Source organism: Qingrenia yutianensis (assembly GCF_014385105.1).
GTDB lineage: Bacteria > Bacillota > Clostridia > UMGS1810 > UMGS1810 > Qingrenia > Qingrenia yutianensis.
On record NZ_JACRTE010000010.1, the window covers coordinates 15,097 to 28,370 of the forward strand.

Here is a 13,274-nt window from a genome sequence, read left to right on the forward strand (position 1 = left end):
CCTCCAAAATTTTAATCTCCGTTTACGGCGGTAACTCTGTCTACAACAAGCTGACGGAATTCCTCCGAAAGCATTGCAAAATATGCCGTAAATCCAGTTACTCTGACCACCAAATCGGGGTATTTAAACGGATTCTTGTGCGCCTCGAGAATTTTATTTTTGTCTATGATGTTTATATTCAAAAGCGTATTTCCCGTTGACAGAATGCTCTTTATCATACTGCACATTTTGTCAACGCCCTCTTTATCGTTTGCAGTCTGCGGATCGAGTTCAAGCTGAACGGGCGCCGTGTTGCCGTATCCCGGCTGAATTGAGGCAATGCCGTTGCACATAGCCGACACCGCACCGTCGCCGCGGAAACCGCCGTTGGGGTTTGCGCCGTGATTTATCGGTTCCTTTGCCTTTCTGCCGTTCGGCGTTGCGCCTACCGCTTTTCCCAAAAGAATGGTGTTCGACCACGAGAAAAAGCCGGGTATAAAGTTTATTCCCACGTGCTGACGGCACAAATCGCGGACAAGCTCGGTATAAAGCCTGCTTATTTTTACCGCCCACGTATCGCCGAGAGTGTTTCCTCCGCAGTAGCGCTCACTGTGATACATTAGCTGACGTATATATTCGCCGTCTTCATCTTCATAATTGTTTTTGATATGCGTATAAAGTTCATCATAGCTTATGCGTTTTTCGCGCTCAACTCTCTGCTCCAGCGCCGAAAAACTGTCTGCCGCAACCGCAATTCCGCTTCCGTCAACGCACATATTGTAAAAACACGCACCGCCGTCGGTGATGTTTACACCTTTTTCGATAAGTCCGTGCTGGAACAAATTCAAAATAAGTTCGGGCTGTGACTTTGTCTGATATTTCAAATGGTGCATTATGCCGTTTCCCGTTGCGTCCACGGCAATTTTAAGATGTTCTTTGAATATTTTGAAAAGCTCGTCTGTGCTTTTTTCGCCGTTTGACGTCATCATCTGCTCATATGACACCTCAAACACCTTTGCAAGGTTTATCTTAACGGTGTCGTTCATAGTATATTCCATACCAGGTATGCACATCCAGTGACACCCTGCCGCAACGCGTCTGCGCGCAAGTTTTTTTGTATATCCGCACTTCATAAATCCGTTTACAAGCGCGTTGTCCGAAGAATATCTCGGCCAGCCCTGCTTGTTTTTAAAGAGGTATTCAACCGATTTTCTGAAAAAATCCTCGTTGGTTTTGTCGTGCAGACGCACCGTTAGGTTGCACGCAATATTTATCTTGTCCGCCGCCGCAAGCGCAAGATAAGAAAGGTGCGTTGTCATATCGTTTCCGTCCTCGTCGGGACCGCCGAGCTGAAAATATCTGCTGTCCTGCAAAAACATACACGCAAGATAAAACACTGCCTCATCATCAGTTAAAATGCCGTTTTTAACGTCTTTTTCGTAAAACGGATCAAGCATAGACTCAAGCTGACCTCCGGCACTTCCGCGGTTATACGTGCGCGAAAGCATACTGAACCAGCATAGCCACTGAACCGCCTCGCGGAATGTTTCGGGCGCAGAGGACGCAACCTTGTAATTCACCTTTGCCATATTCTTTAAATTTTCTTTAAGGCATATGTTGTTCTCCTTTTCCGCCAACTCTTCTATTATTTTTGCCGCGCGGTTTATAAACGCAATTACCGACTCAACAACCGCAATTTCACTGTCGTAAAACTCATAGTGTGAACTGTCGTGAAGCGCTCTTTGTTCCTTTAATTTTGCCAAAATTCCGCCCCAGCCGAGGTTTAAGCCAATCTGCACATCGGGCGTGAAATGGTGGCAGTTGTCAATACCCGAAATGATGGAATATTTTTCAAATATTTTCTTTAAATCATCATACGGGTAGTCGGGATTCCACTTATATTGGGGCGGTCTTTGACGCTCCAGAAACAAAAATCCCTTTCCGACAAAAGCGTCCAACGGGTCGCAGTATATCGGGTGTTCCGAAAGCAGACGGCAGTAGTTTTCCGTCCACGCTTTATATCCGTATATCGAGCCGTTCGGGTGATTGGGTTTAAGCTTAAACTTATATTCGTCCTGTTCGATTAGTCCGTAATCGTCCTCGTCCGCGCCGCCGTTTTTCGCCTTTTCCTCCGTTTGCCTTATTTTTCTTTCGCGTAAAAGCGCTATTCTTTTGTCATATGTAAATTTTTCATCATCGGAAAACTGATTTATAAACTGTATCATAAAAAATCACCTACCCTATTTTTACGTTATATCCAGAAAGCGCGTTTTTAATTTCGTCAAGCCTGTTTTGCGAAAACGGCTTTGCGGACGCAAAATCGTTGTTTTTATCCATTGCCTTATATTTTGAACCGCCGAGCGGATTGAAATTCAAAAGCTCGTAATATCTCGCATTTTTAAGCGTTTTTACAAACTCTGCAATGTTTTTAAGGTTTTCCGCGCCGTCCGTAACGTCCGGGATTAACGGCGTTCTCACGATAATCGGAATACCGAGCTTATCCGCCTTTTTCGCGTTTTCAAAAATTATTTTATTGTCCGCGTCGGTATATTTTTTGTGCGTTTCGCCGTCAAAAAGCTTTATGTCAAACATAATTAAATCAAGCTTTGCAAGTGTTTTTTCAATTTTGTCAAAATCGTGACAAAGGTTTGTTTCGACGGCGGTTTTTATTTTTCTCAAACGGCATTTTGATATAATTTCATCAGCAAATTCCGTCTGGCAAAACACCTCACCGCCAGAGAGCGTAACACCGCCGTCCGACTGCTCGTAATACGGAATATCCTGCACAATTTGCGCCAAAACCTCGTCGGACGTCATCTTTTTTGCTGAAAATTTCAGCGCCTCGGCATAGCATTTATCGACGCACTCACCGCAGGACACGCATTTTGAATAATCAATTTTGTGAACGCCGTTTTCTGTAATGTGCGCACCTTGGGCGCAAACTTTGAAACACCGTCCGCACCCTATGCAGTTATTCTGATACAAAAGAACGTTGTTTTTAAACTCAATGGTTTCCGGGTTATGACACCAGGTGCAGTGCATATTACAGCCTTTAAAAAACACCGTCGTTCTTATTCCGTCACCGTCGTTTAACGAAAATCTTTGTATATCGGTAATATATCCTTCCATAAATCCACCTTACATTTCAGGGCATTTTCCGCCGTTTTCTATTTCAACCCAGCCTTCGCCGTTTTTCGCGCTTTCATACATTTTGTCGAGAACATAACGCGAAATTCTGCCGTCCTCCGCCGTAACCTTAAGTTTATCGCCCGTGCGCAGACAATATGCAAAATTGTCGCTTCCCTGACGCCACTCTCTTTTGTACGGATAAGGTGCGTTTTCCGTCCATTTTCCGTCCGTCCACCAATATGTATGACCGCCCTCGGGTCCGCCCATACACTGAATGTACGCGCCTTTTTCGCCGATAATTTCAAATTTTGTATACCAGGTCGGCGCAATAAGCGACGTTGTTGACGAAACGCGTGCAACACAGCCGTTGTTGTAAATCCACTCCGACATTCCCATATCTTCAGCCTCAATGTCGAACGTCTGAGTTTTTATAACAGCGCGAACCTTGTCGGGAACGCCGAGAACCGTTATAAGACGGTTTATTTCGTGAATGCCCTGATTGCTCAAAGCACCGCCGCCGTCCAAAGCCCAAGTTCCTCTCCAGCCGCCGTTTTCGTTGTAATATTCCTGTGTTCTGTGCACGTTGAGCACCATATTTGCCGACAGAATTTTGCCGAAATATCCGTTGTCAACCGCCAGTTTCAATTCGGTAAGAGGTCCGCGAAAATGCAGGTCAAAGTCTACTCCGAGCATAAGATTTTTTTCTTTTGCAAGCTTTATTGCCTCGTCGCACGCCTGATATGTTGCGTCCATAGGCTTTGTTGTCAAAACGTGTTTTCCGGCATTAAGACACTGTTTTGCAATCTCGCAGTGCGTGCCTGTGGGTGTTACGATATACATAACCTCAACCTCAGGATTTTCCAAAAATACGTTTATATCCGCGCTGTAAGGAACGCTAAACTGCTCGCCCACTTCTTTTGCCTTCTGCTCGTTGATATCGCATACACCGACAAGCTTTAAGCCATTAGTTTCGGAAATCTGCTTGCACCTTTCTTTTCCCATTCCCAAGCCGACAACCACAAATTTCACGGGATTGTCCGCATACGGGCGCTCAAAGCTTATTTTCGGAGAAAGAGCGGTTGCCATATCCGCAGGAGCGGCAGACGGCCACACCTTTTTAAGATAATCGTAGCATCGTTTTGTAACCTCCTCGCCCGAAAGACCGGTAGACGAGGGAACGTGTGTTTCTATCGAAACGGGCATATTTTTGCCTGTAACCGCCGCACCGGCAAGAACCCTGTCCCACGGAACCTTTTTGCAGTCGATTTCGGGAATGTCGCTGACACCGCGCGATTTAACGTGAATCATATTTGCATATTTCAATGCTTTTGTGAAGTAACCAACGCAGTCGCCCTTTGCCTCGGGCAAAAGCTCGAACATATTCGATACGTCCCACGCCATACCCCAGTCGGGATTGTTCAAAGCGTTAAGCACGCATATTACCTCGTCGGGTGTTGCACCGCAGTTTTCAAATCCTAAAATAAGACCTGCCTCTTTCGCCTTTTTCGCGAACGGGTCAAACATTTCCAAAACCTTTGCAAGCGCGTCGGGACGCATAGCAAGCTCACCGCACGCGGGGTCGTTTTGATTGTGCTGCCAGAAAAAGAACGAGCGCACAAGATTGCAGTCAAGAATTTCGGACGCTCTGATTATTCCGTCAAGCTTTTCCATTTCAGCCTTAACACCGTCAGCATCGGGAAGATGCACTTTGCATAAGGACGACTGAATAACTCCCGTTTTGAGTCCGAGACTGTCCAGCGTCGATTTAAGCTTTTTTAACTCCTCAACGCTCTGTTTTTCAATAGGTTTGCCGTTAATCATAGCGCGGAAGTCAACATATTTCATTCCCCATGCTGCAACTTTCGGCAATACTTCATATACGTCCTGATAAAACTCGTCGGTAAACAGTGATAAATACATCATTAAAGCCTCCTGTTATTGGTTTGATAATGTAATTTTATCACATAAAAACAAACAATAATATCATATATTTATGCAAAAATAGTACTTTTTTAATGTAAATATGAGAAAATGCAGCAATAAAATTATAGAACATTTGCCAATAATCGCAGCAAATAAAATCTGCCGCCGTTTCAAATGGCAAAATAACAGACGAAAGAGCGTATAATCTTGCAAAAATGGTGAATACATCCTTTTATGAATTTTTGGAAATTTAATTTTAATTCATAATAATCGGTTTTGTCGAGAAGAAATCAAATAGAATTGTATATTTGAATTTTGATGAACTTAGTATGTAATATAAGTGAGATTCAAAATCCGACTTATCCGCTTTTTCCCGGCAAATCCCGTCTCCGGGCCGGAATTATTCCATATCCAATCGAAATATGCTCCACTACCTCACTATGCGGGCAGCGCGGAGATAAGATGTAACAGGATATTTTTTGCTTGTGATGAGCCGCCTTGTCAAATCAAATTCACAAAGAAACACTAACACAAACTTACGACCAGAAACCACTGAAAGACCACCTCGAAGCAGTTGGTCACAGAGACGCATTTTTGTATATCGAGGATATTGCAAAGGACACAAAAATCAGCGAGACAGTGATTAAAAACATTCACTCACTTGTGCTGATGAACAGACCGGAGGATAAAGGCGTGTTCCGCAAAAATCCCGTAACCATTATGGGTGCATATACCGAGCCTGTTCAGCCATATATGATTGAGCCGAAAATGACAGAGCTACTTGCCGAAAACGAAAAACGCAAAAAGAAAATGCACCCTATAGAAAGAATTGCACGGTTTCATCTTGAATTCGAGGGCATTCACCCCTTTATCGACGGTAACGGCAAAACGGGAAGATTGCTTTTGAACCTTGACCTTATCCAAAACGGCTATCCGGCAATCAATGTGAAATTTGCCGACATAAAAGCATATTACGCAGCATTTGATGAGTTTTATAGCCGAACCTATGATTGAACTTGTGGCAAAGTATGTGATCGAACGGATAAAACAGTATTTGGAAATATTGAAATAAATGAGTTTTTATTGTGAATGTAAGCCCACGTTGCCTATTTAATAGTGATTTTTCATCATTTTTATATAAAGATATTGATTCTGTTTTTGGAACACTGTGCAATAACTATCACGGTGACGCCTTACTACAAGAGAGTCGTGGAAATCAGAAAATTGTACCGATTTTGGTTGCTACAAATTTTCCAAGCAATTCTACGGATATTCGCATGTCAGTTTACGACGACAGGGTTGTTAATCCTCTCGTTACCGGAAAAAACGGCATACTTGATTTAATAACAAAAGTAATATACAGATTTCCAAATGAGTCACCTGTAAATAGTAACTGGGTTATTAGCCCTTATGCACCTACACCAACAATAATTGAGGCTGATAAAGTCTCCACTGATACAACAATTCAATATATTATAGATGTGATTCAAAAAAGTAAGGCAAATGGAGAGAAAAGCATTTGTTTTGTAACGGGGGTTCCCGGTGCAGGGAAAACACTGGTGGGGTTAGATGTCGCGGTTCGTCAAACGTATCAGGGTAACGATGAGCCGGTGGAAGATGAAGGCGCAGTTTATCTTTCCGGAAACGGGCCCTTGGTAGCAGTGTTAAATGAAGCGCTCGCACAAGATAATTATAAAAAATGCAGAGACAGAAATGAAAGAAAAAATCTATCAGATTCTCGCCGCGAGGTAGGAAAATTTATACAGATTATCCATAGATACCGCGATAACATGTTAGCAAAAATAAAGAATCCTGTTGAAAATGGCGTTTTAGAGATTGATACGGCGAAAGCTGTGGAGCAGGAAAAGGCAGGATACGGCGAAATTGAACATATTGCAATTTTTGAAAGTCAACCCCGAATTTTGTGTAAAGTCTTTACGAAGCCTCCAAGATGATATATAATAAAAATATCATTTTGGAGGTTTTACTTATGCCAAGGTACAAATTAAGTCCCGAGGAACGGGCAGCGGAAAAAGAACGCAAGAATAATTTGCGCAACATCATGAAAGGACTGGACGTAAAAAATTTTGATGACCTGAAAGAGGTATTCAAAATGATGGTCGGAGAAATGCTTGGAAACGGTCTTGACGGAGAGCTTGATGACGAATTAGGCTATACTAAGTACGATTATCGAAATAAAGAGGGCGAAAACAGCCGTAACGGCTATTCCAAAAAGACACTTAAAACAAGTTTCGGCGAAACAGAAATCAAGGTGCCGAGAGATAGAGATGGCGAATTTGAACCACAGCTTGTTAAGAAAAATCAAACTTCACTGACCGGAGATATTGAAGAAAAAATCATCTCTATGTATGCAAAGGGCATGACCACAAGCGATATAGAGGCTCACATCAAGGATATTTACGGTTTAGAATGTTCAGACACAACCATAAGCCGAATAACAGATAAAATACTGCCTGTTGTTCGTGAATGGCAGTCAAGACCGCTTGAAGAAATCTATGCGGCGGGCAAATTGGGCAAATTTATCGACGTATTTCAAGTATCCGGAGGCGGTCAGAACATTGATTTATACAACGAATACAATAGAGGGATTTAACCGTCAGCTTCGGAAGGTTACAAAAAATAAAAGCGTATTTCCGACCGATGACAGTCTTTTAAAAATGCTTTATCTTGCAATGATATACATTACGAAAAAGTGGACGGGAAAGCGCAAGGATTGGGGACAAATTCACTCACAGCTTGAAATATTCTTTGCCGACAGATTACCGCAGTAGCATAAAAAAGCCGCCAAATCAAGAGTGAAATAAACGCTCTCGCAAAAGAGCACCCTTGACATGCCGGCAATTTTACGCTATATTATAACTAAGGGCTGAAAGCCGAAATCCGGCTCTCAGCCCACAAAAAACTACTTAGATTATATTATCATTTTGGAGCTGATTTTGAGGTTTACACAAAATGAGGGATTGCCCTCATCTGTCGGAAAATCTGTTATCTTATGTTATCATACGTCACATTTTCAAACGAAATATTAACTATTTCCGCATTCTCGTCATCATCTATCGCACTTGATATAAGCGATTTCTGCACATTTTCGGGACAGTTTAAAAACGCGATATTATTAAACTTCACATTCTCAATTCTGTACCCTTTTTTCTCGGTATACGACGCGGTTTCGTCACTTCGTATTTCAATGTGGAACGCTTTGCCGTTATAGCCTTTCGTCCAGTTTACATTGATATTTTCAAAACTGATATTTTCAATATACTGCCCCGACTGCGACAAAATTCTGAAAATTCCCGACCAATAGCGCGAATGTTCCTTATCGTCAACAAAAAGATTGTTCGCAACCTCGATAATTTCAATATTGTGCGCGGTGATATTTTTAATCATATTATGCGGATTTTCGTCGCCCGTACCGTGACCGCCGATCATAAACGCACGGCAGTTTGTGGACATTATACAATCGGAAATCTCGATATTTTCACTCCTTTTTGACGGATTTTTGTAATCCGCGTCGGCAAGAAAATCAATATCGTCCTGCGAGGTGAACACCGCAAAGCAGTCATCACCGCATCGGATATAGCTGTTTTTTATGCTGACGTCCGCGATATTTACGGTGTTTATTGCGTCGGAATTTACACAGCTGGTGAATATTTTCACGCGGTCGATTTTGACATTTTTCGTATTACGCAAAACAATTCCGCGGAATTCGCAGTTTAATGTCACACCTGAAATTTCGATGTTCTCACAACCGCTTTTTACAAAAATGTTCGAAAGTGCGCATTTACGGCGTCCGCCGTAGAAAAATTCGCCGTCAAAGTTATTCTCTGCGCCGTCGCACCTTTCAACAAGACTTATTATTCCGTTTCCGCAAATTTTAACGTTTTTCGCTCCCGTCAATACAATCGACGCGCACACAACCGCGCCGTTCGGAATGTATATAAGTGTGTTGTCCGAAATATTGTCAATCACCGGCGCGCCGTGTTCGTTAAGATGTATAAATCCGCAGTTTTCCGCGGTGTGGTAACCCTCGTCAAACGCGATAATATTTTCAAAATTTTTGTCTTTTTCAATAGGCTTATTGCAGAAAATCTGCAATGTGCCGAAAATATCGCCGTTCTTTTCAACAGTCAGATATTCGTCGGGCGAGATGTCAAATTCAATACCATTTTCGGTTTTTCGCAAGGATTTTTTGTAACTTTCGGGCTTAATTTTGAACGCGGAAATGTTATCACCGCACAAAATTTCGATTTTAACATTTTCGTCTGCCTCGAACTGTACAAAATACGTTTTAACCGTGGTTGTACCGCCGTAATTGCAACCGTCAAATTCATCTGTGACGCGTTTGGGCGGAATGGAATACGGCTTGCCGTCAGGACAAAGCGCAACGAAAACGCCAAGCTTTTCACCGTTCGCAAAAACCTCCCATTTGTCCGACAATACCGCGCCGTTCGGCGCTTTTTTTATATTTATCATAAAATACGTCCCCTATTCTGTTTTCCAGTTATCCAAACTGTCGTTTTTAATATTTGTTATTTCAATCGGCGAAAGCTTTACTGTAAGCGTCATTTTTCCTTTTCCCATAAGCTTTACCGCAACTTTTGAATACTCCGTGTTTTTGTTTTGCACATCAATCTGCGGCGATGTCGGGAGCGGTTCCGCTTTCATTTTTGAAATCTCGGCGCTTGCGTTTTCACATTCAAAACGCAGATATATTTTTTTGCCGTTTTTGGTAAGATAAGCACCGCCGTTTTCGATATTTATATCCGCTTTTGTGTGCATAAACCAGTATATTTCGGTATTTTCACTGCACTCAATTTCATACCGCGCCGTAACGCTCTGCATATTGTCACCGATAAAATATCCCATTTTCACGCTTTGGCTATTTTCGTAAAGCTCAGATAAATCCGCGGTTACAAACGCCTCATTTTCGCTTGAACCGTAATTTTTTATCGGAACAAAACGCTTCGCTTTCTGCCCCGGTTCGGACGACGGATTTATTACAAGCACATTGTGTCCCTCGGCGCGCATACGGTAGATATCCGACGCGGAATAACCGTAGGTATTCTGCACTTTATAATCCTCCCAGCCCAAATCCTCCGCCCAGCGCTCGCCTAAAATGTCATAAACAAATGTGCCGGTGTCATTGTGCTGATGATATCCGCTCGACGTTCCGAAATGCGTTGAAAAATAAAGATTTTGCGAGTTTATATCATAATCTTTGCGCGCGGTAAAAATTTCACCGCACGAAATTTTTGTAACTTTTTCGTTTGGATAGCTTGCATCAGAATGTTTTTTATAAGAAAGAATATCAACAGGCAAAACCGTTTCGTTTTCGTTGCTTAAAAGAGAGTTTACCCTTACTGCGCCAAGGAAATCATTTCCCGTGCACTGCGAAATCAAGCCGAACGAAATGTATGACGACACTTTTTCAAATTCCGCGTCGCCGAAATTATTTATACCGCAAGGCCCGATAAGCGCCATTACCGCATACTGCGTCTTGTCAAATCCCTGTGCATTTTCCAGTCCGTATGTACTTGAAAAGACGGATTTAAGCGCGCAAAGACCGACACCCAGAAACGTTGCACAATAGTGCCAATACCACAAGCCTTCATTCCACGCACCGTCGGGAGCGTACATAACCATTGTGTATTCGAGGCTCTGCACAGCTTTGGAAATCACATCAAGGCAGTAATCGGGATATTTGTCAAAAAGCGCAGCAGACGCGCAGATTGCTCCCGTGTTTGCAACCGCGTTCATATTCGATGCCCATTTGAGAGTGCTCCAGTCGTCACCGCGCGCAAAAATTCTGCCGTAATATCCGTCCGCAAGCGGTTTTAACGCTTTATTAAAAAGTGCGTTTTCAATAAACTCGCGCCTTTGCTCGGAAAGTCCGTTATAAAGCCAGTCATAACCTATTGCCAAAAGTTCGTTTGCAATTCCGCTGAAAATTATCGACGCAAGATTATAGTCGGGAAATTCCGCGACCGATTTAAGCTCCAGCCAGCCTTTTTCCAAATAACGCTCGTCGCCCGTCAAATTCCACGCAAGCGCAAGATACATAATATTTACCGCCGAAAGCTTTGCCATACGGATATTGTCTGAAAATTCATATTCCGTAACATTTTCTTTGAGCTTTGCCTCGGCTTTTTGCATAAACCTGTCATAAAGCTTTTTAAATTCCGCGTCTGTTTGGATATTTTCTTTCATTTCGTCAATTTTTTGTGCATTTAAAATTATTCTCGGATGAACGTTAAGCGAGCCTGAATTTATTGCGTCGTCATAAAGCTTTTGCACCGTCGGACGCTCATACATAACAAAATTGTTAAGCAAGTCAAGATTGTTAAACTGCGTAATTCTTGCGGAACTGTCACGCATAGAAAAATAATCCCAGTTGTCGTTTGATATTGAAACGTCACTGTCCGCTATCACAATAAGTCCCGTTTTTTCGTCATATGCCGTTTTCTTTCCCAACACTTCGATGCAAAAAACATCAACCGGAAAATATACTTTATTTTCACGGATTACAAAGCTTTTTTCAAGTGTTTTTGTCACCTTTCCGTTTTGATACACTTTTCCGTCCGCGCCGATTTTTAAGTTTCCGAGCAACACTGTATCGGTTGTTTTGTCATACACCGCATTTGCATCAAAAGCCCGCTTAAAATCATCTGCCGAGGCATATATAGCGCCGTTTTCAAATAAAACTTTCTCTGAAAGCGGAAAATGCTCATTACCGCGCACAAAATAATTTCCGTACCGTGAAAATGCCGTTTTATCGTTTAAAAATTTCTTCTCATTTAAGTAATCTCCGAAAATACTGCTTTTTTGTTCCGTGCCGTTCTGATACTTAAAATCAAGCCCCGTTATGCGGTAGTTGTCAATATAAAAATTGCCGTTTCCCTGCACCATATTGGTTTTTACGCTCGTAAGTTCATCGGTTTTGAACGTAACAAGCGTAATGCTTATCGCAAGTGCGCCGTTGATATAAATATCGACCAGTTTATTCGGTATATCCACCGCGGCTTTCACGTTGGTCCACTCTGTACTGACGATACTTTTGTTTAGCTTTGTGCCTTTGCTGTATAAATATCCGTCGGTGTGAAGCTGTAAGACGGGCGTTGTGCCGTTGAGCATAAAAATGAACGTTTTTGCACCTTTTACCTCCGATTTTATATCTGCCTCAAGCAAAAAGTAATCATATTTTTTACTGCTCCGCGCACGGTAGTTTTTGTTTATATCAATGTTTATCCAACATTCGCCGTCGGTGCTTTTTTCCATATAAATATAATCGGTACGGTCTTTATTCTGATAATCGAGCCGCGAAAGTTCGATATAATTGTCATTGTCGGAACAAGTAAAGTTGTTGTATGTTCTTTTTAAGTTGTTAACCTCACTGCTGTCAAAATACAGATAATCTCCGTAATCGTTGCTAAACTTATTTTGCCATAAATTTTGGGCAAAGCATATATTGGGAAAAAACGAAATTATAAGTATCAAAGCCAAAACTCTTTTCACAGTCTGCTCCTTTTTAAAAGAGCCGAGTTTTACTCCTCGGCCCTTTTTATGATTTTTATAAATTATTGCTCAATTCTTCCGCACGTTATAATATTTCCGTCATTATCGGTAACATTTACAAAAGCGGTAACGGTGCTTCCGTCAGGTACATTTAAACATTCGAGCGAAAGTTCGTTCTGCGCGGAATATTCAAAGTTTTTAACGACGGTATCGGTGATTTGTCCGCCGTTTTGCACTGTGCACACAAATGCTATGGTTTTTATGTTTTCACCGCCCGAAAGCTTGGCAAAAAAAGTGTAGTTATTACCATCGTGCAAAACTTCAATTCCGTTTTCAAGGCGCACACCGTCCGACACCGCAAAAATTTCCGTTTGATTTTCCTCCGCACCGAAAACCTTTTTGTCAACGCAAAGCTCATATTCCTCCGTTGCCGAAAAACTTTCGCCGAGCGTGATATAAAGCGTTCGTTGTGAAAAATCGAAATATGTTTTAAGGATTTTTACCGAATTTCCGTTTCGGTCGGCAAGCTTTATATTTTGCGGATTAAGAAGCGAGTTTTTGTATTCGCCCGAAAATTTAACGCTTAAAACATTTTCGCCCGACACAAGAGCATCTTTTTTTTCAATCTCAAATCCGCCCTGCGCGAGCGCCGAAAACGGCATTACGGCAAGCATTGCAAGCAAAACAAATGCAAAAATATTTTTTCTCAT

At 42.1% G+C, this 13,274-nt stretch carries 8 protein-coding genes and 1 pseudogene; 3 read left to right on the forward strand and 6 right to left on the reverse strand.

The window, feature by feature from the left end:
- Positions 1 to 11: 11 nt before the first annotated feature.
- The 3 genes from H8706_RS08495 to H8706_RS08505 are packed head-to-tail and all read right to left on the reverse strand — an operon-like array spanning position 12 to position 5,031.
- Complete coding sequence (locus tag H8706_RS08495; protein ID WP_262432270.1) at positions 12 to 2,204, reverse strand: pyruvate formate lyase family protein; 2,193 nt, start codon at positions 2,202 to 2,204, stop codon at positions 12 to 14.
- A 10-nt stretch (positions 2,205 to 2,214) separates the two neighbouring features.
- Positions 2,215 to 3,108: a glycyl-radical enzyme activating protein gene (locus H8706_RS08500; protein ID WP_262432271.1), complete on the reverse strand. Its 894-nt coding sequence runs from the start codon at positions 3,106 to 3,108 to the stop codon at positions 2,215 to 2,217.
- A gap of 9 nt (positions 3,109 to 3,117) precedes the next feature.
- On the reverse strand, positions 3,118 to 5,031 hold the full coding sequence (locus H8706_RS08505) for a Gfo/Idh/MocA family oxidoreductase (RefSeq protein ID WP_262432272.1): 1,914 nt from the start codon (positions 5,029 to 5,031) through the stop codon (positions 3,118 to 3,120).
- Positions 5,032 to 5,529: 498 nt separating this feature from the next.
- Between H8706_RS08505 and H8706_RS08510 the strand changes: the two genes are divergently transcribed.
- The 3 genes and pseudogenes from H8706_RS08510 to H8706_RS08520 all read left to right on the forward strand — a co-directional run bounded on the left by H8706_RS08510 (position 5,530) and on the right by H8706_RS08520 (position 7,823).
- Complete coding sequence (locus tag H8706_RS08510; protein WP_262432273.1) at positions 5,530 to 6,045, forward strand: Fic family protein; 516 nt, start codon at positions 5,530 to 5,532, stop codon at positions 6,043 to 6,045.
- 71 nt (positions 6,046 to 6,116) lie between these two features.
- Entirely contained in the window at positions 6,117 to 6,986 is an 870-nt protein-coding gene (locus H8706_RS08515) for a DUF2075 domain-containing protein (protein ID WP_262432274.1), read from the forward strand.
- A gap of 107 nt (positions 6,987 to 7,093) precedes the next feature.
- Positions 7,094 to 7,823: pseudogene (locus tag H8706_RS08520) on the forward strand (transposase).
- 214 nt (positions 7,824 to 8,037) lie between these two features.
- Here H8706_RS08520 and H8706_RS08525 read toward each other — a convergent pair.
- From H8706_RS08525 to H8706_RS08535, 3 genes are all read right to left on the reverse strand, one after another.
- Positions 8,038 to 9,525, reverse strand: coding sequence for a glycosyl hydrolase family 28 protein (locus H8706_RS08525; RefSeq protein ID WP_262432275.1), 1,488 nt, complete (start codon positions 9,523 to 9,525; stop codon positions 8,038 to 8,040).
- A 12-nt stretch (positions 9,526 to 9,537) separates the two neighbouring features.
- Complete coding sequence (locus H8706_RS08530) at positions 9,538 to 12,564, reverse strand: stalk domain-containing protein (protein WP_262432276.1); 3,027 nt, start codon at positions 12,562 to 12,564, stop codon at positions 9,538 to 9,540.
- 62 nt (positions 12,565 to 12,626) lie between these two features.
- Positions 12,627 to 13,274, reverse strand: a complete 648-nt coding sequence (locus H8706_RS08535; protein WP_262432277.1) for a hypothetical protein — start codon at positions 13,272 to 13,274, stop codon at positions 12,627 to 12,629.

Excerpts from the sequence above, each read along its gene's own strand:
- H8706_RS08495 (WP_262432270.1), bottom strand. The coding sequence starts at position 2,204 with ATGATACAGTTTATAAATCAGTTTTCCGATGATGAAAAATTTACATAT.
- H8706_RS08500 (WP_262432271.1), bottom strand. The coding sequence starts at position 3,108 with ATGGAAGGATATATTACCGATATACAAAGATTTTCGTTAAACGACGGT.
- H8706_RS08505 (WP_262432272.1), bottom strand. The coding sequence starts at position 5,031 with ATGATGTATTTATCACTGTTTACCGACGAGTTTTATCAGGACGTATAT.
- H8706_RS08525 (WP_262432275.1), bottom strand. The coding sequence starts at position 9,525 with ATGATAAATATAAAAAAAGCGCCGAACGGCGCGGTATTGTCGGACAAA.
- H8706_RS08535 (WP_262432277.1), bottom strand. The coding sequence starts at position 13,274 with ATGAGAAAAAATATTTTTGCATTTGTTTTGCTTGCAATGCTTGCCGTA.